Genomic DNA, 21,207 nt, shown 5'->3' with positions numbered 1-21,207 from the left:
TCAACCGACCACCGCCTGCGCGGCGGCGTCCAGGGCTTCCTTGGCGCGGGCCCAGCTCGTCGTGACCGGGAAGTCGCCGAGCAGGACGACGGTGCGCCCGTCGGCCAGCACGCCGGCGGAGTGCAGCTGCCGGCGGCCGTCGATGCAGCACATCCAGCCCTGCTTGGCCGCGACCGGGCCGGTGGTGGTCACGGCGGGGGAGAGCAGCCCCCACCGCTGGTCGAAGCCGTCCCGGGCGATCGCGGCGGGAGAGCGCAGCCAGCCGGTGAGCGTGGCCAGGTCGTCCGCGGCCAGCTGATCGGGGAGGCGGGACAGGAACACGGCGGTGTCGCGGGCGGTGGTGAGCGCCTCGCCCCACTGACCGCGCTCCGCCGGCAGCGTGGTTCCACGAAGACCGACCTGGGCGGCCGCAGCGGTCATCAGCTCCGCGCCGCCGAACCGGTCCCACAGCGTGCTCATCGCGCCGTCGTCGGACGAGGTCACGGCCCGCTCCATCAGGCGGAGGTCCCCGGCCGACAGGGGAAGCAGGCCGGCCGCCTCCCGGGCGAACAACTGCTGGACGACCAGCAGCTTGACCAGGGAGGCGGTGAAGACCGGCTGATCGGCGCCCGGGCCGGCCAGCTGCTCGCGGCCGTCAGGCCCGAGAACCACGACGTGCACGGTGCCCCCCGCCCGGGCGGCCGCGTCGCGCACCGCGGCGAGCGCGGCGCCGGTGCGCTCTCCGGCGAGGTGGGCCGTGGCCACCTGCGCCGCGGTGGCCAGGGCGCCGCTGACCGCCCGTTCGACGGTGCCGCTGCCATCGGTCGCCCCGGCACCCGGCGCGGACCCGGGTGCGGCGGCCCCGGCCACCAGCGCGACATCGGGCTGTTCCGCGTTCCCCGCCGCCCGCAGCGCGCCGCCGATGGCGAGCACGACCGCCAGCGCCAGGGCCAGCACCACGGCGAGCACCGGTGCCAGGAGCGTCGCCACCAGCCGACGTCGTCCTGCCGCGTGTCGTGGGCCGGGTCGGGCCATCGCCCGATGATCCACCCCCCGGCTGTGGTCCGGCTGTGAACCGGGCCCGGAACCTGCCCGGGTCCACCCGGCTCAGGCGTTGGCCAGCTGCCACCGGCGGCTGAGGACCACCTGGCCGTCGGGCAGCAGCTCGCCGTCGTCGTCGAACAGGACGACGCCGTTGCACAGCAGGGTCCAGCCCTGCTCGGGGTGCCGGCTGACCGGGGCGGCGAGCACGCGGCCGTCGTCGGCGGCGGCGGGGCAGGGCGTTCCGTGGAAGCACATGGGGGTCTCTCCTCGTCGGCCCCCGGGAGCACCGGGGGAGTGGTGCACAGCGGCCGCATCCGTGCGGCCCGCGACCGAGTGTGCGCCGGGCGCCGGGCGTGGCCCGGGGTGGGAATCGATGAACAGTGACCTGGATCTCAACAACTCCCGCCAGTGCGGCACCTGCCGGGAGCGCGGGTCAGAGCTTGCGGAGCAGCACCCGGCGCACCGAGTGGTCAGCGGCCTTCTGCAGCACCAGCCGCGCCCGCGACCTGGTGGGGGCGATGTTGCGCCGCAGGTTGGGGCCGTTGACCGCGCCCCAGATCCCCCGGGCGGTCTCGATCGCCTGCTCGTCGGTGAGGCCGGCGAAGCGGTGGAAGTAGGCGGCGCTGTCCTGGAAGGCGGTGCGCCGCAGGGCGAGGAACCGCTCGACGTACCACTGCTCGACGTCGTGCTCGGTGGCGTCGACGTAGACCGAGAAGTCGAAGAAGTCGGACAGGAACACCTCCGGTACCCGGCCGCCGGCCCCGCTCCCGGCCTGCAGCACGTTCAGGCCCTCCAGCACGAGGATGTCGGGGGAGTCGACCCGCTGACGCTCGGGCAGCACGTCGTAGGCCTGGTGGGAGTACAGCGGCGCGCTGACCTCGGGCCGGCCGGACTTTACGTCAGCCAGGAAGCGGAGCAACGACCGCCGGTCGTAGCTCTCCGGGAACCCCTTGCGCTGCAGCAGCCCCCGTGACTCCAGCACCGCGTTGGGCAGCAGGAAGCCGTCCGTGGTGACCAGGTCGACGCGCGGGGAGCCCGGCCCGGCGGCCAGCAGCGCCTGCAGCAGCCGGGCGGTGGTGCTCTTGCCCACGGCGACGCTGCCGGCCACCCCGATCACGAAGGGAACCTTGTCGGTCCGGGCACCGAGGAACTCGGTCTGCGCCGACCACAGCCGGCGGCTGGCCGACACGTGCAGGTCCAGCAGCCGGGCCAGTGGCAGGTAGACGGTGGCGACCTCGTCCAGGTCGATCCGGTCGCCGAGGCTGGCGAGCTCCCGCAGATCGGCGGCGTCCAGGGGCAGCGTCGAGCCGGCCGCCAGGGCCCGCCAGGAGGCCCGGTCGAAGGCGGCGAAGGGCGAGACCTGCGCTCGCGTCCCGACGGTCACGGCGCCCATCGTGCCGTCTGGCACCGCGATCCCGTCCGGCACCCCACCCGGCCGGGTGCCCTTCCGTCGCCGGGCGAGCCGCCGGGTCGGCTCCGGCGTCCAGCGTCGGCCCCGGCGTCTAGGGTCGGCCCTGTGCCGTCCCATCCCGGGCTGCTCGACCAGATCGAGCGCTACTTCTCCCTGGCCCCGCTGCCGGACGCCCGGGTGCACGAGGTCGGGGCGCTCGCGGTGCCCATCGGCTCCCCGGAATGGCCCCATCCCGCGCGTCCCCGCCCCGGGCTGGAGGGGGACGTCACCGTAGCCGATGTCCAGGCGGCGGTCGAGCTGCAGGAGCGGTCCGGGCTGCCCGCGTCGCTGGAATGGCTCGGTGACCGGTGCCGCGGCCTGGCCGGGGTGGCGCGCAGCGCCGGGCTGGTCGTCGAGGAGCTACCGCTCCTGGTGTCGGTCGACCCGGTCGAGGTGCTGCTACCGGCCGAGGTTCGGTTGTACCTGGTCGGCGGGGACGATCCCCGGCTGGCGCACTACCAGCTGCTCACCCAGCTGGCGTTCGAGGCGCCGGGCGCCGCGCCCAGCCCGGCCGCCCCGAGCCCGGTGCAGCTGCCGCCGACGACCGTCCTGCGGGAACGCGTCACGTCCGGCCGCACGGTCATGATGGTCGCGGTCGACGACGGCGAGGTCGTGGCCGTCGGCTCGCACCAGCCGGTGGACGTGGACGGTCGGGAGGTCAGCGAGATCGTCGGGGTGGCCACGATGCCCCGGTTCCGCGGCCGGGGCCTGGGTGCCGGGCTGGCGTCGGCGCTGGTGGAGCACGCCCGGCAGACCGCCGAGCTGGTGTTCCTCTCCGCCGGCGACGATGACGTCGCCCGGGTCTACGAGCGGGCCGGGTTCGCCTGGGTCGGCACCAGCTGCGTCGCCGAGCGTCCCGGCAGCTGATCGGGGCGGGGACGCCGGCCGGACCGCCGGGTCAGTCGATCTGGTAGGTGGGCACCAGCGTGGCCCGCGCCAGCGTGTGGCCGGACAACGTGAAGCCCAGGTAGGCCGGCGTCGCCTCGGCGGGGATCCCCAGCTCGTCGGTGTCCAGGGCGTGGACCACGACGTAGTACCGGTGCGGGCCGTGGCCGGCCGGGGGCGCGGCGCCGATGTAGCGGGCGAGACCGGCGTCGTTGCGGAGCTGGACGGCGCCCGGGGGTAACCCGGAACCGGCCTCGTCGCCGGCTCCGGAGGGCAGTTCGGTCACCGAGGCCGGTATGCCGGTGACGGCCCAGTGCCAGAAGCCGCTGGCGGTCGGGGCGTCGGGGTCGAGGACGGTGACGGCGAAGCCCTTCGTGCCCGCGGGGAACCCGGACCAGGACAGCTGGGGTGAGGTGTCCTCCCCGCCGGCGCCCATGACGCCGCTGACGTGCGGGGTGGCCAGTGGCTCACCGTTCCGGACGTCGGTGCTGGCGAGCGGAAAGCTCGGCACCTGCGGCAGGAAGTCGTACGGGTTCGGGGGGATGGGGCGTCCGGCCATGCCGGGTCCTCCTCGGGTCACTGGCGGTTCCCCGGCTCCGCCGGGGGCGGCGGTCGCCGCACTCGGCACCGACCCTAGGCAGCTCGGCGGCGTACTGCCCGGCGCACCGGCTCTCCGGTCACTCGGTACCGGACACGACCATGACCGTTATCCCCAACAAAAGGCGATATATCGACGAACCGCCAAGACGCCCTCTGAACGCCGACAGCGACCACGCCGCCACCAGCCCTGCCCCGGCCGGGTGACGGCACGCTGCTCGACGAGTCGGCTCCGGCGCCGGGCCGTAGCGTGTCGGGCGTGCTGGGACTCCCCGACGACATCCGAGCCTGCCTGTTCGACCTCGATGGGGTGCTGACCCAGACGGCGAAGGTGCACCAGGCCGCCTGGAAACGGACCTTCGACGAGTTCCTGCGCAGCCGGGACCCGGAGGCGGCGGAGTTCAGCCCGGCCGACTACAACGAGCACGTCGACGGCAAACCGCGGAAGGACGGCGTCCGGGACTTCCTGGCCAGCCGGGGGATCACCCTGCCGGAAGGCGCCGCGGACGACCCGCCGGACATGCCCACCGTGCACGGGGTCGCGTCCCGGAAGAACGACCTGGTGCTGCGCGAGCTGGCGGAGCACGGGGTCGAGGTCTACGAGGGCTCGATGCGGTACCTGCGCGCCGCCCGCGACGCAGGCCTGGCCATCGCCGTGGTGACCGCGTCGGCCAACGGCGAGCACGTGCTCGAGGTGGCCGGCTTCGCCGACCTCGTCGACACCCGGGTCGACGGGCTGGTCGCCGCCCGCGACGGGCTGCCCGGTAAGCCCGCACCCGACACCTTCCTCGCCGGCGCCCGCGCGCTCGGCGTGCCACCGGCCCGGGCGGCGGTCTTCGAGGACGCCCTGTCCGGGGTGGCCGCCGGCCGGGCCGGGAACTTCGGCTTCGTGGTGGGGGTGGACCGGGTCGGCCAGGCGGCGGCGCTGACCGACCGGGGCGCGGACGTCGTCGTCACCGACCTGGACGAGCTGCTGGCGGGGGAGCAGCACACATGACAGAGGGGCGCACGCACTTCCCGGTCGAGCCATGGGCGCTCACCGAGATCGGGCTGGACATGTCCTCCCTGGCGGTCAACGAGTCGGTGTTCGCGCTCGCCAACGGGCACATCGGCATGCGCGGCACCCTGGAGGAGGGCGAGCCGGTCGTCGTCGCCGGCACCTACCTCAACGGGTTCTTCGAGGAGCGCCCGCTGCCCTACGCCGAGGCCGGGTACGGCTTCCCCGAGCAGGGCCAGACCGTGGTCAACGTGACCGACGGCAAGCTCATCCGGCTGCTGGTCGGCGACACCCCGCTCGACCTGGCCTACGGCGAGATCATCGACCACCGCCGGACCCTCGACCTGCGCGCGGGCGTGCTCCGGCGCACCACCGAGTGGCGCTCGCCCAACGGCCGGACGGTCAAGGTCACCAGCACCCGGCTGGTCTCGCTGACCCGCCGCTCGATCGCCGCCATCGACTACACCGTCGAGTGCACCGACGACGGTGGTGACCTCTACATCGCCCTGCAGTCGGACCTGCTGGCCAACCAGCTGGTCGAGGGCACCGGGCCCGACGACGACCCGCGGGCGTGGGCCGCGCTGGCCAGGCCGCTCCAGTCCGAGCTGGCGGTCGCCCGCGGCCGGCACGCCGTCCTGGCCCACCGCACCAGGCGCAGCCGGTTGCGGCTGGCGGCCGGGATGGACCACACGGTGGAGATCCCCGACTCCTCGACCGAGGACATCGAGGCCTCCGGCGACCTGGCCCGCTACACCCTCGCCGCCCGGCTACCGGCCGGCTCGTCGCTGCGGTTGGTCAAGTACCTGGCCTACGGCTGGTCCTCCCGCCGGTCGACCGAGGCGCTGCGCGACCAGGTCGAGGGTGGGCTGGCGACGGCCAAGCTGGCCGGCTGGGACCGGCTGGTCCGCGAGCAGCGGGAGCTGCTGGACGCCCACTGGGCGCAGTCGGACGTGCAGATCGACGGCGACGACGAGCTCCAGCAGGCGGTGCGGGTCGGCATCTTCCACGTGCTGCAGGCCGGGCTGCGCGCCGAGCGGCAGCCGATCCCGGCGAAGGGCCTGACCGGGCCGGGCTACGACGGGCACGCCTTCTGGGACACCGAGACCTACGTGCTGCCGATGCTCATCTACACCGCCCCCGCCGCCGCGCGCGACGCGCTGCGGTGGCGGCACTCGATCCTGGACATGGCGCGCGACCGGGCCCGTGAACTGGGGCACCGGGGAGCGGCGTTCCCGTGGCGCACCATCCGGGGGGAGGAGACGTCGGGGTACTGGCCGGCCGGGACGGCGGCCTTCCACATCAACGCCGACATCGCCGACGCGGTGACCCGCTACCTCCACGCCACCCACGACGACGCCTTCGACCGCGACTACGGCACCGAACTGCTGGTGGAGACCGCGCGCCTGTTCGCCGACCTCGGCCACTTCGACGTCGCGGACGGGTTCCGGATCGACGGGGTCACCGGCCCGGACGAGTACACCGCCGTCGTCGACAACAACGTGTACACGAACCTGATGGCCCAGCGGAACCTGCGCGAGGCCGCCGCCGCGGTCGAGCGACAGCCGGAGACCGCGGGCCGGCTGGACGTCACCGCGCAGGAGGTCGAGCACTGGCTGGCGGCCGCCGACGCGATGCGGGTGCCCTTCGACGAGCGGCTGGGCGTGCACATGCAGTCCGACGCGTTCACCCACCACGAGGAGTGGGACTTCGAGGGCACGCCGGCGGACCGGTACCCGCTGCTGCTGCACTATCCCTACTTCGAGATCTACCGCAAGCAGGTGGTCAAGCAGGCCGACCTGGTCATGGCGCTGCACCTGCGCGGCGACGCCTTCACCCTCGAGCAGAAGATCGCCGACTTCGCCTACTACGAGGCCCGGACGGTCCGCGACTCCTCGCTCTCCGCCGCGCAGCAGGCCGTGGTCGCCGCCGAGACCGGGCACCTCCAGCTGGCCTACGACTACTGGGCCGAGGCGGCGCTGACCGACCTGCAGAACCTGCACAAGAACTCCGGGCACGGCCTGCACATCGCGTCGCTGGCCGGCGGGTGGACGGTGGCGGTGGCCGGGTTCGGTGGCATGCGCGACCACGACGGGGCGCTGTCCTTCGCCCCCCGGCTACCCGACCGGCTCGGCCGGCTGGGCTTCCGCGTCGTCTACCAGGGCCGGGTGCTGTCGGTGTCGGTGGCCGGGCGACGGGCCACCTACCAGGTGGTGGACGGCGAGCCGCTGGACGTCCACCACCACGGCCGGCAGGTCACCGTGACCGACCGCGAGCTGGTCCTCGACATCCCCCCGGCCCCCTCGGTGGAACCGGTGCACCAGCCCCCGCACGCCGCGCCGCGGCGGCGCACCCGGCCCTCCAGCGACTGAGGCAGGACCCCGCTGCCCCCCAACCGCTCGCGAGCTCGCGGTCGGGCCCCTGCAGCGGGGCCTGGATCAATGAACCAGCCAGCGGGTGCCCTGGACCAGGGCGGCGACGTCGACGAGCAGGAAGACGCCCACCCAGACCAGGCCCGGCAGCCCGGTGAGCCGGGCCAGCTGGTCGGCGTCGGAGTCCGGCGCGCCACCGCGACGACGGCGCTTGGCCTGCAGCTCCAGCACGGTCTTCGGGGCGGCCAGGAGCAGGAACCAGGTGACGCCGTGGGCGAAGACCGACTGGCCCTGCGCGGGCAGCCACCAGGTGGCGGCGAACACCAGCGCGCCGGTGACCAGGACCGACCACAACCCGTACCAGTTGCGGATCTGCACCAGCAGCAGCGCCAGGAGGCCCAGCAGCGCCCACAGCAGCCCGACGGCGTACCCGGCCCCCAGCATCGCGGCGGCACCGAGGCCGAACAGCCCGGGCCCGGTGTAGCCGGCCGCGCTGGTCAGCACCATCCCGGCGCCGGTCGGCCGGCCGGCGGAGACGGTGAGCCCGGAGGTGTCCGAGTGCAGCCGGATCCCGGCCAGTCGCCGTCCGGTGACCAGCGCGGCCAGCCCGTGAGCGCCCTCGTGCGCGATGGTCACCGCGTGCCGGGTGCGCCGCCAGACGACGGGGGAGAGGACCAGGACGGCGGCGAGCACCGCGCCGGCCAGCAGCCACCGGGCCGGCAGCGGGGGAGCGACCACGCTGACCCGCTCCCAGAACCGGCCGAGGAACTCCACGGTCGGTTCCTCCTCGGGGCATCGGCGCGGGGGCCCGCCAGGATGGCCGGCCGTGGCGCGGCCCCAGTCAACCCCACGGCCACGGCCGGCCCGGTCAGGCGAGCTCCGCGTCGTGGGTGAGCAGGGCCACCTGGACCCGGTTGTCCACTTCCAGCTTGGTGAGCAGCCGGGAGACGTAGGCCTTGACGGTGGCCACGCTCAGGTACAGCTCCGCGCCGACCTGGGCGTTGGACAGGCCCCGACCCACCGCCAGGGCGACCTCCAGCTCGCGTTCGCCCAGCTGCTCCAGCCTGCTCCGGGCCCGCGCCCGGCGGTCGGCGCCGGCGTCGCCGGGCACCGGCTCCAGCTGGGCCACGTGCGCCATCAGCTGCCGGGTGACGGTGGGGGACAGCATCGGCTCACCATCGGCGACCCGCCGCACGGCCGCCACGATGTCGGCCGGCGGGGTGTCCTTGAGCAGGAACCCGCTGGCGCCGGCGCGCAACGCCCGCAGCACCGACGCGTCAGCGTCGAAGGTGGTCAGCACGATGACCTGCGGCCCGCCGGGGCGGCCGCGCAGCTGCTCGGTGGCGGTCAGCCCGTCGACCCGGGTCATCCGGATGTCCATCAGGACGACGTCGGGTGCGGTGCGCTCGACGGCCCCGGGCACCTCGTCGCCGTCGGTGGCCTCCCCGGCGAGCAGCAGGCCCGGGGCGCCGCCCAGGACCATGGACAGCGCCGCCCGCACCAGCGGGTCGTCGTCGACCACCAGGACGCGCACCGGTGCGCCCGCGGGGGCCGTCGGGGAAGCGGTCATGCGCCGGCCGGCCAGGGCAACCAGGCGCTCAGCCGGAAGTCGCCATCCGGACTCCAGCCGTGCTCGAGGCGTCCACCGGCCAGGCCGACCCGCTCCCGCAGCCCGATCAGCCCGGTACCGCCGCTGGGCAGCGGGGCGTGCACCCGGGCGCCGACCGGCGGCGGGTTGCCCACCTCGACGGTGAGCCCGTCGTCGGGCCCGCCGGAGACGGTGACGGTCGAGATCGCCCCCGGGGCGTGCTTGCGCACGTTGGTCAGCCCCTCCTGGACGACGCGGTAGGCGGTGCGCCCGGCGACGGCCGGCGCAGCGTCGAGGTCGGCCACCCGGTACTCCGCGCGGACCCGCACCCCGGCGCCCCGCACCTCCTCGACCAGCGCGGGCAGGTCGCGCAGCGCGGGCTGTGGCCGGATGCCGGCGGCACCGTCGGGGGAGTCGCGCAGCACGCCGATGACCTCGCGAAGATCCTCCAGTGCCTGCCGGGCACTGGCCCGGATCACCCCGGCCGCGTGGGCGACCTCGTCGGGAGGCGCGTCCGGGCGGAACTCCAGGGCGCCGGCGTGCATGCTCAGCAGCGAGATGCGGTGGGCCAGCACGTCATGCATCTCCCGGGCGATCCGGGTGCGCTCGAGCTGGCGGGCCTGGTCGACGCGCAACAGCTGCTCGGCCTCGGCGCGCAGCGCCCGCTCCTGGAGCGACCGCACCAGCTGGCGCCGGGCCCGCACGAACATGCCCCAGGCGACGACGGCCGCGGTGAGCGCGGTGCCCAGGGCGGCGAACACCAGCTGGTCGACGCCCGAGACCGGCCGCACCAGCACGTAGCCGGTCAGGCTGACCAAGTTGGCCGCGGCGACCACGACCACCGTCGGCCAGCGCCGGTGCACGGCCACGGTGAACAGGGTGATGAGCACGGCGAGGCCGGCCATGTCGGAGAAGCTGCCCGCCACGGCGACGGCGAGCGCCACCCCGACCGGCCAGCGGCGCCGCAGCCACAGCGCCAGGCAGGCGAGCGTCCCGGCGACGACGTCCAGCGCGACGAGCGGGTCAGAGGGAGGGGAGGGCTCGGACAGCGCTATGCCCACGAAGACCAGGCCGCACAGCAGCGAGGCCAGGAACGCGCCGACGTCGACGGCCCAGTCGCGCACCGACCGGCGGACCCGGCGCCGCGGCGGGCCGGCTCCCGACGGTTCCCCGCTGGTGTCCAGGCCGGTGCCCAGGTCGGTGTCCAGGTCGAGATCGGCGAGCAGCTGGGCGGGCACCAGCGAGGGGTGCTCGACGCCGGGGGTGCCCGTCCGCGGTCGGGTGGCTGAAGGCACACCAGCAGGCTACGAGGGAGGACCGACCCCCGGTAGCGACCGAGGTCTACCCCTGCCACCTCCGGAGGAAGACCTTCGGCCACGAGATCGAGCCCGCCGGCCGATGCGGGTGACCGGCCGCCCCGCCAGGCTCTCCCCATGATCGCGATCGAGCACCTCACCAAGCGGTACGGCACGCAGCTCGCCGTCTCCGACGTGTCCTTCGAATGCGCCCCCGGGACGGTCACCGGTTTCCTCGGGCCCAACGGCGCCGGCAAGTCCACCACCCTCCGCTCGCTCTGCGGCCTGGCCACCCCGACCAGCGGGGCGGCGACCGTCGCCGGGCGGGCCTACCGGGACCTGCCCAACGCCGGGCGGCACGTCGGTGTGCTGCTGGACGCCGGCGCCCAGCACGCCGGCCGCACCGGGCGGGAGTCCCTCGTCCTGTCGGCGATGGTCCTGGGAGTCGGGCGGAGCCGGGTGGACGAGGTGCTCGAGCTGGTCGGCCTGGCGGGCAGCCCGGCCGGCAAGCGGGTGGGGAAGTACTCGCTCGGCATGCGGCAGCGCCTCGGCCTGGCCACCGCCCTGCTGGGCGACCCGCAGGTGCTCGTGCTGGACGAGCCGGCCAACGGCTTGGACCCGGAGGGCATCTTCTGGATGCGCGGACTGTTGCGCGGCTTTGCCGACCGCGGCGGCACCGTGCTGCTCTCCTCGCACCTGCTGCACGAGGTCGAGGCGGTCGCCGATCAGCTCGTCGTCATCGCCGGCGGGCGGATCGTGGCGCAGGGCAGCAAGGCCGAGCTGCTCACCACCCGCGGCACGGTGGTCCGCGCGGCCGACCCCACTGCACTGGAGCAGGCACTCGCCGCGGCGGGGATCCCCGCGACCGCCGGCCGGAGCGGCGCGCTGATCGCGGATGCCGAGCCGGAGGCCGTGGGCCGGGTGGCCGCGGCGGCCGCCGTGGTCCTCGTGGAACTGCGCCCGGCCGACGGCGGCGGCCTCGAGGAGCTCTTCCGGTCCCTGACCGGGTCCACCGACACCCCGCCGGCCGGCACCGCTCCGGCCGCCCACCAGGTCCAGGAGGCCCGGGCATGAGCAGCACCGTCCTGACACCGGCCGACGACAGGTCACGCTTCCAGCAGTCGCCCAGCGCCCCCTCGCTGCTGCAACTGGTCCGGGTCGAGCTGCGGAAGTCCGCCGACACCCGTGCCGGACGCTGGCTACTGGTGGCGATCGCCGCGGCGGCGCTGCTCGTCGTCGGGCTGCAGTTGTTCTTCGATGACGGGGTGGATGGCAGCTTCGCCTACTTCTTCACCGCGAGCCAGTTCCCGGTGGGCCTCCTGCTGCCCGTCCTGGGCATCCTGCTGGTCACCAGCGAGTGGTCGCAGCGCACGGCCATGACCACCTTCGCGCTGGTGCCCCGGAGGTCGCAGGTGCTCACGGCCAAGGTGCTGGCAGCGACCGTGCTGGCGGTCCTGGGCGTCCTGGCCGCAGCCGCAGTCTCGGCCCTGGCCACCGCGCTCACACCGGTGGTCACCGACCTGGAGGCCGGCTGGGAGCTCAGCGGCGCCCAGCTGGCCCAGGTGCTGCTCGTCCAGATCGTCTACGTGCTCGTCGGCGTCGCGTTCGGCATGCTGCTGCTCAGCTCGCCGCTGGCCATCGTCCTGTACTTCCTGCTGCCGACGGTGTTCACCATCCTGGTCAGCACCGTCGGTGCACTGGACTGGGTACAGAACTGGCTGGACCTGTCCATGACCACGATCCCGATGTACGAGGGGCAGCTCGACGGCCAGGGCTGGGCGCAGGTCGGCACCTCCGTGGCGCTGTGGCTGCTGCTGCCGCTGGTGGTCGGCTGGCTGCGGATCCAGCGCGCCGAGATCGCCTGATCCGCAGCCCCCGTCCTCCCGGCCGGCGCCGGCCGGGAGGACGAGGGCGGGCGCCCGGCAGGTCAGCCGTGCTCGCCGGGTACCCGGTGCGCTCCGCCGAGGTGCCGCGCGGTGTTGACCAGGCCGACGTGGCTGAACGCCTGCGGGGTGTTGCCCAGGTGCCGGCCGGTGCGCGGGTCGTACTCCTCGCTCATCAGGCCCAGGTCGTTGGTCAGCCCGAGCAGCCGCTCGAAGAGCTCCCGCGCCTCCGCCGTCCGGCCGATCCCGTTGAGGGCGTCGGCGAGCCAGAAGCTGCACAGCAGGAACGGCGCCTCCTCGCCGGGCAGGCCGTCGACCCGCCCGTCGGCGTCGACCTTGTAGCGCAGCAGGAAGCCGTCCTCGGTGAGCTCGCGCTGGACCGCCTCGACGGTGCCCACGACGCGCTCGTCGTCCCAGGGGAGGAAGCCCACCTGGGGGATCAGCAGCAGTGCCGCGTCCAGGCCGGTGGAGCCGTAGAACTGGGTGAAGGTCCGCCGCTCGGCGTCGTACCCCTTGGCGCAGACGTCGTCGTGGATCTGCTGGCGCAGCGTGCGCCAGCGGTCCACCGGGCCGTCCAGGCCGTGCTTCTCCACCGCCTCGATCGCGCCGTTGACGCCCGCCCAGGCCAGCACCTTGGAGTGCACGAAGTGCCGTGGCTCGCCGCGAACCTCCCACAGGCTGCTGTCCGGGGTGTCCCAGACGTCCTCGAGGAAGTTCAGCAGCTCCTTCTGCACATCCCAGGCGTCCTCCATCGGGGACAGCCCGGACTCCCGGGCCAGGTGCAGACCGTCGAGCAGCTCTCCCCAGACGTCGAGCTGGAACTGCCCGGCGGCGCCGTTGCCGACCCGGACGGGGGCGGAGCCCTCGTAGCCGCTCAGCCAGGGCAGCTCGTACTCGGGGATCCGCCGGGACCCGTCGAGGGCGTACATGATCCGCAGCTCGGCCGGATCGCCGGCGACAGCCCGCAGCAGCCATTCCCGCCAGGCGCGCGCCTCGGCGAGGTAGCCCGTGCCCAGCAACGCCTGGAGGGTGAACGCCGCATCACGCAGCCAGCAGTAGCGGTAGTCCCAGTTGCGGCTGCCGCCCAGCTCCTCCGGAAGCGAGGTGGTGGCGGCGGCGACGATGCCGCCGGTGGGCCGGTAGGTCAGCGCCTTGAGGGTGATCAGCGACCGGCGGACCGCAGGCGCCCACTCGCCGTCGTAGCTGCACTGGCTGATCCACTCCGCCCAGAAGGACTCGGTGTCCCCGAGAGCCCGCTTGGCCTCGACCGGTGTCGGCAGGGGCAGGTGCGAGGCGCTGTGGGTGAGCACGAAGGGAACCCGCTCGCCGGCGGCCACCTCGAACTCCGCCTGCGTCGTCCGGTCGCGGCCCTGCAGCTGCACCGGGGTGCTCAGCGAGACCGCGTCCGGCCCAGCCACCGCCACCAGGTCCCCGTCCACGTGACGCACCCAGGGCACCAGGTGTCCGTAGTCGAATCGCAGCACCAGGTCCATGCGCATCGGGACCCGGCCGGAGACCCCCTCCACGATCCGGACGACGTCGGGCGCCTCGCCGCGCGGCGGCATGAAGTCGATCACCCGCACGGTGCCGTCCGGGGTCTCCCACTCCGTCTCCAGGACCAGCGAATCGCCCCGATAGCGGCGCCGGGTGCAGCTGCCCCCACTGGCCGGCGCGAGCTGCCACCGGCCGTTGCCGTCGTTGCCGACCAGGGCGGCGAAGCACGCCGGGGAGTCGAACGACGGCAGGCACAGCCAGTCGATGGAGCCGTTCCGGCCGACCAATGCGGCGGTCTGGAGGTCCCCGATCAGCCCGTAGTCCTCGATCCTGCTGGCCATGGTGGCTCCCTCTCGTGGTCGTGGATGGTGTGCTGGTGGACGGCGGGGGCTCACCCGCCGAAGGCGAGCACGACCTTGACGTCGTCGTCCGCGAACTCGAACGCCTCCGCGAACGACTCGAGCCCGACGCGGCGGGTGACCAGCGATCGCAGCCAGTCACCATCGGCATCCGCCAGGGCGGTGGCCGCCAGCGCGTAGTGGTGCAGGTTCGCGTTCACCGACCCGAACACCACGTCGTTCTCCAGGACCATCGAGCGGTTCAGCCCGCTGGCGTCCAGCTCCCGGGTGCGCCCGGCAGCGGACACGCCGGTCAGGCAGACGATGCCGTAGGGGGCGGTGCGCGCCATCGCCTCCAGCACCAGCGAGGGGACGCCGGTCGCCTCGATGATGACGTCGGGATGCCCGCCCTCGACCGCTGCGTCGAAGCCGTCGGAGTGGTAGGTGGCGCCCAGCGCGTCGACCAGTTCGGGTTTGGGTCCGGTGGTCACCTGGTCCAGCACGTGGACCTCCAGCCCCCGCTGCCGGCCCAGCATCGCGGCCAGCAGCCCGATCGGCCCGGCGCCGGTGACCAGCACGCGCTCGGGGGCGAACCAGGAGCGGTTACCGATGCTCTCGATCTCGTCCCAGGCCTTCGCGACGACGCTCGTCGGTTCCAGCAGCATGCCCACGTCGGCCAGCCCGCGGTCCAGCGGGACGGCGTAGTCGGCCTGGACGCACCAGCGCTCGCTGGCGAAGCCGTCGAGTTCCTTGATGCCCCGCTCGGTGTACCGGCCGTTGCGGCACATGTCGAAGTGGCCGTGCGCGCACGCCCCGCAGGGCTCCGGGTCCGGCCGGCGGACCACGCCGACGACCAGGTCACCGGCCTGGAAGGCCGAGCCGGGCGGTGCCTCGCGGACCCGGCCGAGTGACTCGTGGCCCAGCACCAGCCGGTCCCGGCCGGGCGGCGCCCAGCCGTACTCCCCGGCGGCGATCTCGTGGTCGGTGCCGCAGATGCCCACGGCCAGCCCGTCCACCAGCAGTTCGTCGGCGGCGGGTGTCGGCTCGGGGACGTCGGTCACGGCGAGGGAGCCGCTCTGCCCGGGAATCACGGTCAGCGCCTTCACGTCTTCCTCCTGCATCGGTGCGGTCGTGGTGCGGTCCAGCGACTGCCCGGGGTCCGGAGCACGCGCCAGGCCGGCCGACGTGCACGCGTGCAGCGGCGTCAGCACGTCCTCTCCCTACCAACGGTCGGGGGCGCGGCAAACCCGGCAGGCCCGGCTTCGGCACCGGCACGCCGCGCCGGCCCCGACGGGTGTCCAGCCGCGAGATGTGTTGGTATCACTCGGTGACGAGCCCGCCGCCGCAGCGCCACGGCGCCCTCCCCGGGGTGCCCCGGGCGGGCCGCCGGTGACGGCCGTCGTCCTGGCGTTGCTGTCGGCCTGCATGTTCGCCGTCTCCACGGTCGTCCAGCACCGCGCCGCCACGTCGGCGTCCGCGGACATCGGCACGGGGAAGGTGTTCCGGCTGATCCGCGCCCTGGTCAGCCATCGCGGCTGGCTGGCCGGGCAGGCCGCGGCGCTCACCGGTTTCATGCTGCACGCCGCGGCGCTGCGGCACGGCGCGGTCGTCATCGTCCAGCCGTTGCTCTCCGGCGGGCTGGTCATCTCCCTGGCACTGGGCGCGCTGGTGGACCGCCGGCACCCCGGCCGGCCGCTGCCCGACCGGCGGCAGTGGCTGGCCGCCGGCGCAGTGGTGGCCGCCCTGGCGCTGTTCGTGGTCTCCGCCGCGCCCCGGCACGGCCGTGCCGAGGCCCGCCCCGCCGCGCTGCTGGCCTGCCTCGCCGGCCTGGTGGTCGTAGCCACGGCCGCGGCGCTGTGGGCCCGCCGGCCCGACGCCGCCCATCGCGCGCTGGCGCTGGCCGTTGCCTCGGGCCTGGGGTTCGGCATCACCGGCCTGCTGGTGAAGGACGTCGTCACCCGGCCGGCAGGGGAGTGGCTCACCTCCTGGACGACGTACGTGCTGCTCGCCGCCGGGGCCACGTCGATCGTCTTCGCCCAGTGGGCCTACCAGTCCGGCGCGCTCATCGAGGCGCTGCCGGTGATGGCCGTGCTGGAGCCGCTGGTCGCCGTCGGGCTGGCCGGCCCGGTGTACGGCGAGCAGCTGGCGCCCGGGTTCCTGATGCACACCGGCCAGGTGGTCGGCGTCCTCGGCTTGACGGTCGGGGTGCTGGTGCTGGCCAGACGGAGCGCGGCCAGCGAGCTGAAGCGCGCGGAGATCGAGCACGTGCCGGTGCACGGAGCGATCCCGCCGATCGCCGGCTGACTTGACATAATGTCGATTATCGGCGGACGGTAGAGCGACCGTCCGGAGCCCCCGACAACACCGTGGATTCGTCACCGTGACGTATTCACTGCGTTGTCGGGCGTTCGACGGGCGGCGGCCGGGATCGCTTCGTAGGGTCAGGACATGAACACCCGACGCCCGGTGGCCGCCCTGTTCCTCGCGTTCGCCCTCGTCGGCGGCGGCGCCGGCACGCTGACCGCCTGCGGCGACCCGAGCGGCGGGGAGAACAGCGACACCCGTAACGACGGCACGACCGACGACGACAGCGAGAACACCGGCGGCAACGATCCCGGCGACGTCTCGCAGGGCAACCTGCCCGACAACAGCGACAACGACCCGGACGACAACAGCGACAGCGAGCGCGACGAGGACGAGAGCGACGGCGGCAACGACTGAGCCGGCCGGCGGGCCGCTCCCCGGCCGGATCCCGTCCGACCACCTCGATTCGTCACAGTGACGGAAGCGACGTGGTCAGGTGTGCGTCAGCCGGCCGACCGTCCCGACAGCCACAGCCGGTCCAGTCGCCCGGTCGAGCGCACCAGCTCGGCGAGCGAGCGTTCCAGCTCGGCCTTGGTGGGCTTCTCGCTCAGCAGGGTCTGCACGTCCTCGATGGCGCAGCGCAGCTGGTAGAGCCGGTCCTGCAGACCGTCGAGCTCGGCGCGGGTCACCAGGACCACGTCGTCGGACAGGCCTGCTTTGGCCGTCGCCGAGCGCTGCTCGTAGGCGCGCTGCCGGCACGCCTGTCCGCAGTACAGCCGCGGGCGGCCGACCGTCTCCTGGACCGGCAGCACGCTGCGGCACCATCCGCACCGTCGTTCCTCGGCGTCGGCCCGTCGCGTCCGGGACGCGGGACGGGGCGGTGCGCCGGTCTCTACAACCACGTCAGGGACCGTAGACGGCAGAGCGCGGCGGCCCCGGCGGACACGCCCAACCGGACCGCCGGAGGCCTGCCGGGAACACCGGGGACCCCCGGGGGACGCCCGGCGGCCCGCCATTAACGTGATCGCGTGCCGGGCTCGCGCTATGCCTTCCTCGACGCACCGACACCGTTGGCGATGGCGCACCGTGGCGGGGCCATCGATCACGTGGAGAACACCATGCCGGCGTTCGAGGCCTGCCTCGCACTGGGCTACCGCTACCTGGAGACCGACGTCCGGGTGACCGCCGACGGCGCCCTGGTGGCCTTCCACGACCCGACGCTGGACCGGGTGACCGATCGGGCCGGGCGGATCGAGAACCTGCCGTGGCGGGAGGTCCGCGGGGCGCTGATCGGTGGCCGGGAACCGGTCGTGCGGCTGGACGACCTGCTCGGCGCGTGGCCCGACGTCCGGTTCAACCTCGACATCAAGGCGGCCGGCGTGCTGGCTCCCCTGGTGCGCACCGTCCGCCGGCTCGGGGTGGAGGACCGGATCTGCCTGGGATCGTTCTCCGACGCCCGGCTGGCCGCGGCCCGCCGGCTGTTCGGCCCGGACGTCTGCACCTCGCTCGGCCCGCGGGGCGTGGCCGCGCTGCGGTTGTCGTCGTACTCGCCGCGGGCCGCGGGGTTGGTGCGCATCCAGGCCGGGTGCGCCCAGGTGCCCTTGCAGCTGGGTGGCCGGCCGCTGGTGGACGAGCGGTTCCTCGCCGCCGCGCACGCCCGCGGCCTGCAGGTGCACGTGTGGACGGTCGACACCGAGCAGGAGGCCACCGACCTGCTGGACCTCGGCGTGGACGGCATCATGACCGACCGGCCGACGATGCTGCGCGACCTGTTGGTGGCCCGGGACCAATGGACAGCGTCGTGAGCCTGCGGCAACGGGTCCGCGACTGGCACCCCGCTCCCCCGCCGCTGCCACCCCAGCTGGCGGGCATGGTCGGCGCGGACGACCCCGCCTGGTTCGCCCGCGAGCTGGCCATCGCCGCGGCACCACCCTGGTGGTTCGGACGGCTGGCGCTGCGCGTCTTCGCGCACCTGCCCGGCATCTTCGGGCGGCTGCAGGTGACCGGCAGCATCCAGGAGGGGCGGCTGCGCGGGCCGCTGCTGCTGGCGGCCAACCACATCGGGGATTTCGACACCTTCGTCGTCGCTGCGGCGCTGCACCGTGCCGGGGTGTACCCGCGGTTCATGGCCACCGGCAGCATCGTCGCCGCCCCCGTGGTCGGCCCGCTGCTGGAGCGGGCGGGGGTCATCCGGGTGGTACGCGGCACCGACCTCGCGGCGCACGCCGTGCGGGTGGCCCGGGTGGCCCTGGACGCCGGTGGGCACGTGCTCGCCTACCCCGAGGGCCGGGTCGGGCTGGCACCCGACGGCTGGCCCGAACGCGGTCGCACCGGCCTGGCCCGGATGGCGCTGGCAGCCGACGTCCCGGTGGTGCCGGTCAGCCAGTGGGGCGCCCACGAGGTGCTGCAGTACGCCAACGACCGGGGCAAGCTGAGCACCGCGCTGCGGGCGCTCCGGTACCGGCCGGCCCTGCAGGTGCACCTCGGGCCGCCGGTGCACGTCGAGGACCTGCGGGTGGGCCGGGTCGGCGACGCCCACCGGGCCCGGGCCCGCATCGCCGCGGCGATCACCCGTGGCCTGGCACCGCTGCGGGCCGGGGAGCCGCGGGACCGGATGGCCTACCTCGACGCCACGCGCCCCACGACCGGCGTCGCGGCGTACCCCGGCGGCGTCGTGCCGACGGACATCCCGTGAGCGAGCCCGGAAACCCCGCGCCGGTCCGCTTCCCGGCGCCGCCGCCGGACCGGGCGCTGCGCCGCGAGCGCCGCGGTTGGTACTCCTACGACTGGGCGATGTCGGTCTTCAACACCTCGGTGACGACCGTCTTCCTGGCCCCGTACCTGACCTCCATCGCGGAGGCGGCCGCCGACCGGGCGGACCGCATCCATCCGCTGGGGATCAGCATCCCGCCGGGCAGCTTCTTCGGGTACGTGCTCTCCCTGTCGGTGGTGCTGCAGGTGTTCGTGCTGCCGCTGACCGGCGCGATCGCCGACCGGAGCGGGCGCAAGCGTCAGTTGCTGGCCGGCTTCGCCTTCCTCGGGTCGCTGTGCACGATGGCGCTGTTCTTCGTCGCCGGCGAGCGCTACCTGTTGGGCGCCGGGCTCTTCGTCGTCGCCAACCTGTGCTTCGGCGCGGCCACCGTCGTCTACTACTCGTGGCTGCCCGACCTCGCCGGCCCGGACGAGCGGGACGCCGTGTCCAGCCGCGGCTGGGCCTTCGGCTACCTCGGCGGCGCGCTGCTGCTGGCCGCCAACCTGGTGCTGTTCACCCAGCACGGGTCGCTGGGGATCACCGAGGGCGAGGCGGTGCGGATCTGCCTGGCCTCGGCGGGCATCTGGTGGGCGGGGTTCACCGTCGTCAGCGTCTCGCTGCTGCGCAACCGTCGGCCTCGGGAGTCCGCGGTGGTCGCCGCGCCGGGCAGCGGCGCCCTCGTCGGCGGGTTCCGCCAGCTCGGCGCCACCCTGCGCGACCTGCGCCGCTACCGGCTCACGCTGTGGTTCCTGGCTGCCTACCTGCTGTTCAACGACGGCGTCCAGACGATCATCGGCGTCTCCGCCCAGTACGGCGCCGAGGAGCTCGAGCTCTCCCAGACCACGCTGGTCTCCACGATCCTGCTCGTCCAGGTGGTCGCCTTCTTCGGGGCCGTGGCCCTCGGCCGGGTCGCTGCCACCGTCGGGGCCAAGCGCACCGTGCTCGGCGCGCTGGTGGTCTGGACCGGAGTCCTGGTGGCCGCCTACTTCCTCACACCCGGCGCGGCGACGCAGTTCTACCTGCTGGCCGTCGTCATCGGGTTCGTGCTCGGCGGCACCCAGGCGTTGTCCCGGTCGCTGTTCAGCCAGCTGATCCCACCCGGCAAGGAGGCAGAGTACTTCGGGTTCTACGAGATCAGCGACCGCGGCACCAGCTGGCTGGGCCCCTTCCTGTTCGCCCTGACCTACCAGCTCACCGACTCCTACCGCTACGCCATCTTCAGCCTGGTCTTCTTCTTCATCGCCGGTTTCGTGCTGCTCGCCACGCTGGACATGCGGAAGGCGATCGTTGAGGCCGGCAACGTCCCACCGGAGCGCCTGTGACCTCCCTGCCCAGCACCGACACCACCGCTCTCCTCCCGGAGACCGCGTTCGGCCCGGATGCCGTTCCGGTGGCCGGCGACCGCCGCCGGCACCCGGCGCCGGCGCACCTGGTGTTCTTCCACGGCCCGATGGACTGCGGGAAGTCCACCCTGGCGCTGCAGGTCGACCACAACCAGAGCCGGCAGGGCCGGCACGGCCTGCTGCTGACCCAGGGCGACCGTTCGGGGAACCCGCAGATCAGCTCACGGGTCGGCCTGCGCCAGGACGCCGTCGAACTCACCGGGCACATCGACGTCCGCCTGCTCGTGCGGGACCGCTGGGCCGCCGGCCACCGGGTCGACTACCTGATCGTCGACGAGGCGCAGTTCCTCACCCGCGACCAGGTCGGGCAGCTGGCCGAGCTCGTCGACGAGTCGCATGTCGACGTCTACGCATTCGGGCTGACCACCGACTTCCGCACCCGCCTGTTCGAGGGCACCGCACGGCTGTTCGAGCTCGCCGACGACGTGCAACGGGTGCAGGTCGAGGTGCTGTGCTGGTGTGGCCTGCCCGGCCTCCTCAACGCGCGGGTGGCCGGGAACGCGATGGTCCGGGAGGGTGCCACGGTGGTCGTCGCCGACACCGGTCCGGCCGAGCCCGGCGCCGGCGCGGACGACGGTGCTCCGGTGCGCTACCAGGTGCTCTGCCGACGCCACCACGCCCGCGGCCAACTCGGGCCGACCCCCACCGGACCGGGACAGCTGGCCCTCCCATGATCTCACCCCGGGCGGGGACGACCCCCTCCGCACAGGGGTGGTCGACGGTGCAATACCACCCCATGAGATGATGGGGAACTGATAACGCGGAATCTCTCCAGGAGTTCTGTCGTTACTCCCCATGACTTCCCCTGGCCGTGTGGCATGAGCACACG

Annotated in this window: 21 protein-coding genes; 11 read left to right on the top strand and 10 right to left on the bottom strand. The window is 74.0% G+C overall.

The window, feature by feature from the left end; all coding sequences use genetic code 11:
* From ACYVG5_RS02200 to coaA, 3 genes are all read right to left on the bottom strand, one after another.
* Nucleotides 1–969, bottom strand: a complete 969-nt coding sequence (locus ACYVG5_RS02200; protein WP_222048005.1) for a class A beta-lactamase-related serine hydrolase — start codon at nt 967–969, stop codon at nt 1–3.
* 117 nt (nt 970–1,086) lie between these two features.
* A complete protein-coding gene (locus ACYVG5_RS02195) occupies nt 1,087–1,278 on the bottom strand; it encodes a DUF5999 family protein (protein ID WP_222048002.1) in 192 nt (63 codons plus the stop codon).
* A 178-nt stretch (nt 1,279–1,456) separates the two neighbouring features.
* Nucleotides 1,457–2,416 (bottom strand): type I pantothenate kinase, encoded by a 960-nt coding sequence (coaA, locus tag ACYVG5_RS02190; protein ID WP_222048254.1) that lies wholly within the window; start codon nt 2,414–2,416, stop codon nt 1,457–1,459.
* 123 nt (nt 2,417–2,539) lie between these two features.
* On the opposite strand from coaA, the gene ACYVG5_RS02185 reads away from it, so the two are divergent.
* Complete coding sequence (locus ACYVG5_RS02185; protein ID WP_222047999.1) at nt 2,540–3,340, top strand: GNAT family N-acetyltransferase; 801 nt, start codon at nt 2,540–2,542, stop codon at nt 3,338–3,340.
* A 31-nt stretch (nt 3,341–3,371) separates the two neighbouring features.
* Here the strand turns inward: ACYVG5_RS02185 and ACYVG5_RS02180 are convergent, their stop codons facing one another.
* Entirely contained in the window at nt 3,372–3,917 is a 546-nt protein-coding gene (locus tag ACYVG5_RS02180) for a YbhB/YbcL family Raf kinase inhibitor-like protein (RefSeq protein WP_222047997.1), read from the bottom strand.
* 297 nt (nt 3,918–4,214) lie between these two features.
* Here ACYVG5_RS02180 and ACYVG5_RS02175 point away from each other — a divergent pair, with 297 nt between their 5' ends.
* Both ACYVG5_RS02175 and ACYVG5_RS02170 read left to right on the top strand, forming a co-directional pair.
* The gene (locus ACYVG5_RS02175) at nt 4,215–4,952 is read left to right on the top strand and encodes a beta-phosphoglucomutase family hydrolase (RefSeq protein ID WP_222047994.1); all 738 of its coding nucleotides are present in this window, start codon (nt 4,215–4,217) and stop codon (nt 4,950–4,952) included.
* Complete coding sequence (locus ACYVG5_RS02170) at nt 4,949–7,321, top strand: glycoside hydrolase family 65 protein (protein WP_222047992.1); 2,373 nt, start codon at nt 4,949–4,951, stop codon at nt 7,319–7,321. Before ACYVG5_RS02175 ends, ACYVG5_RS02170 begins: the two co-directional genes overlap by 4 nt.
* A gap of 66 nt (nt 7,322–7,387) precedes the next feature.
* On the opposite strand, the gene ACYVG5_RS02165 is transcribed toward ACYVG5_RS02170, so the two are convergent.
* The 3 genes from ACYVG5_RS02165 to ACYVG5_RS02155 form a co-directional block, all read right to left on the bottom strand.
* Nucleotides 7,388–8,095, bottom strand: a complete 708-nt coding sequence (locus ACYVG5_RS02165) for a M50 family metallopeptidase (RefSeq protein WP_222047990.1) — start codon at nt 8,093–8,095, stop codon at nt 7,388–7,390.
* Between the two features lie 94 nt (nt 8,096–8,189).
* Nucleotides 8,190–8,891: a response regulator transcription factor gene (locus ACYVG5_RS02160; RefSeq protein ID WP_222047987.1), complete on the bottom strand. Its 702-nt coding sequence runs from the start codon at nt 8,889–8,891 to the stop codon at nt 8,190–8,192.
* Nucleotides 8,888–10,204: a sensor histidine kinase gene (locus ACYVG5_RS02155; RefSeq protein WP_222047985.1), complete on the bottom strand. Its 1,317-nt coding sequence runs from the start codon at nt 10,202–10,204 to the stop codon at nt 8,888–8,890. The genes ACYVG5_RS02160 and ACYVG5_RS02155 overlap by 4 nt, the downstream gene beginning before the upstream one ends.
* Before the next feature lie 138 nt (nt 10,205–10,342).
* Here ACYVG5_RS02155 and ACYVG5_RS02150 point away from each other — a divergent pair, with 138 nt between their 5' ends.
* Nucleotides 10,343–11,278 carry an ATP-binding cassette domain-containing protein gene (locus ACYVG5_RS02150; RefSeq protein ID WP_222047983.1) on the top strand — a complete coding sequence of 312 codons (936 nt, stop codon included), beginning with the start codon at nt 10,343–10,345 and terminating at the stop codon, nt 11,276–11,278.
* The gene (locus ACYVG5_RS02145) at nt 11,275–12,069 is read left to right on the top strand and encodes a hypothetical protein (protein ID WP_222047981.1); all 795 of its coding nucleotides are present in this window, start codon (nt 11,275–11,277) and stop codon (nt 12,067–12,069) included. Before ACYVG5_RS02150 ends, ACYVG5_RS02145 begins: the two co-directional genes overlap by 4 nt.
* 62 nt (nt 12,070–12,131) lie before the next feature.
* Here the strand turns inward: ACYVG5_RS02145 and ACYVG5_RS02140 are convergent, their stop codons facing one another.
* Nucleotides 12,132–13,922 carry a glycoside hydrolase family 15 protein gene (locus ACYVG5_RS02140; RefSeq protein ID WP_222047979.1) on the bottom strand — a complete coding sequence of 597 codons (1,791 nt, stop codon included), beginning with the start codon at nt 13,920–13,922 and terminating at the stop codon, nt 12,132–12,134.
* Nucleotides 13,923–13,972: 50 nt separating this feature from the next.
* Complete coding sequence (locus ACYVG5_RS02135) at nt 13,973–15,130, bottom strand: glucose 1-dehydrogenase (protein WP_222047977.1); 1,158 nt, start codon at nt 15,128–15,130, stop codon at nt 13,973–13,975.
* A gap of 178 nt (nt 15,131–15,308) precedes the next feature.
* Here ACYVG5_RS02135 and ACYVG5_RS02130 point away from each other — a divergent pair, with 178 nt between their 5' ends.
* Nucleotides 15,309–16,223: a DMT family transporter gene (locus ACYVG5_RS02130; protein ID WP_222047975.1), complete on the top strand. Its 915-nt coding sequence runs from the start codon at nt 15,309–15,311 to the stop codon at nt 16,221–16,223.
* Nucleotides 16,224–16,367: 144 nt separating this feature from the next.
* Nucleotides 16,368–16,640, top strand: coding sequence for a hypothetical protein (locus ACYVG5_RS02125; protein WP_222047973.1), 273 nt, complete (start codon nt 16,368–16,370; stop codon nt 16,638–16,640).
* Between the two features lie 86 nt (nt 16,641–16,726).
* Here the strand turns inward: ACYVG5_RS02125 and ACYVG5_RS02120 are convergent, their stop codons facing one another.
* A complete protein-coding gene (locus ACYVG5_RS02120) occupies nt 16,727–17,035 on the bottom strand; it encodes a hypothetical protein (RefSeq protein ID WP_222048252.1) in 309 nt (102 codons plus the stop codon).
* A gap of 216 nt (nt 17,036–17,251) precedes the next feature.
* On the opposite strand from ACYVG5_RS02120, the gene ACYVG5_RS02115 reads away from it, so the two are divergent.
* The 4 genes from ACYVG5_RS02115 to ACYVG5_RS02100 are packed head-to-tail and all read left to right on the top strand — an operon-like array spanning nt 17,252 to nt 21,052.
* Nucleotides 17,252–18,028, top strand: coding sequence for a glycerophosphodiester phosphodiesterase (locus ACYVG5_RS02115; RefSeq protein WP_222047971.1), 777 nt, complete (start codon nt 17,252–17,254; stop codon nt 18,026–18,028).
* Nucleotides 18,025–18,918: a lysophospholipid acyltransferase family protein gene (locus tag ACYVG5_RS02110; protein ID WP_222047969.1), complete on the top strand. Its 894-nt coding sequence runs from the start codon at nt 18,025–18,027 to the stop codon at nt 18,916–18,918. Before ACYVG5_RS02115 ends, ACYVG5_RS02110 begins: the two co-directional genes overlap by 4 nt.
* Nucleotides 18,915–20,297 (top strand): MFS transporter, encoded by a 1,383-nt coding sequence (locus tag ACYVG5_RS02105; protein WP_222047967.1) that lies wholly within the window; start codon nt 18,915–18,917, stop codon nt 20,295–20,297. The genes ACYVG5_RS02110 and ACYVG5_RS02105 overlap by 4 nt, the downstream gene beginning before the upstream one ends.
* On the top strand, nt 20,294–21,052 hold the full coding sequence (locus ACYVG5_RS02100; protein ID WP_460682923.1) for a thymidine kinase: 759 nt from the start codon (nt 20,294–20,296) through the stop codon (nt 21,050–21,052). Before ACYVG5_RS02105 ends, ACYVG5_RS02100 begins: the two co-directional genes overlap by 4 nt.
* Nucleotides 21,053–21,207: the final 155 nt, after the last annotated feature.

The sequence above is a fragment of the Modestobacter lapidis genome, from assembly GCF_054780755.1.
Note: the sequence above shows the minus strand (reverse complement) of the source record. Positions and strands in the feature narration are given on the sequence as shown.

What these genes read in the sequence shown, in the direction of transcription:
- ACYVG5_RS02195 (WP_222048002.1), bottom strand. Translation starts at nt 1,278, where the DNA reads ATGTGCTTCCACGGAACGCCCTGCCCCGCCGCCGCCGACGACGGCCGC.
- coaA (WP_222048254.1), bottom strand. Translation starts at nt 2,416, where the DNA reads ATGGGCGCCGTGACCGTCGGGACGCGAGCGCAGGTCTCGCCCTTCGCC.
- ACYVG5_RS02180 (WP_222047997.1), bottom strand. Translation starts at nt 3,917, where the DNA reads ATGGCCGGACGCCCCATCCCCCCGAACCCGTACGACTTCCTGCCGCAG.
- ACYVG5_RS02170 (WP_222047992.1), top strand. Translation starts at nt 4,949, where the DNA reads ATGACAGAGGGGCGCACGCACTTCCCGGTCGAGCCATGGGCGCTCACC.
- ACYVG5_RS02160 (WP_222047987.1), bottom strand. Translation starts at nt 8,891, where the DNA reads ATGACCGCTTCCCCGACGGCCCCCGCGGGCGCACCGGTGCGCGTCCTG.
- ACYVG5_RS02150 (WP_222047983.1), top strand. Translation starts at nt 10,343, where the DNA reads ATGATCGCGATCGAGCACCTCACCAAGCGGTACGGCACGCAGCTCGCC.
- ACYVG5_RS02145 (WP_222047981.1), top strand. Translation starts at nt 11,275, where the DNA reads ATGAGCAGCACCGTCCTGACACCGGCCGACGACAGGTCACGCTTCCAG.
- ACYVG5_RS02140 (WP_222047979.1), bottom strand. Translation starts at nt 13,922, where the DNA reads ATGGCCAGCAGGATCGAGGACTACGGGCTGATCGGGGACCTCCAGACC.
- ACYVG5_RS02125 (WP_222047973.1), top strand. Translation starts at nt 16,368, where the DNA reads ATGAACACCCGACGCCCGGTGGCCGCCCTGTTCCTCGCGTTCGCCCTC.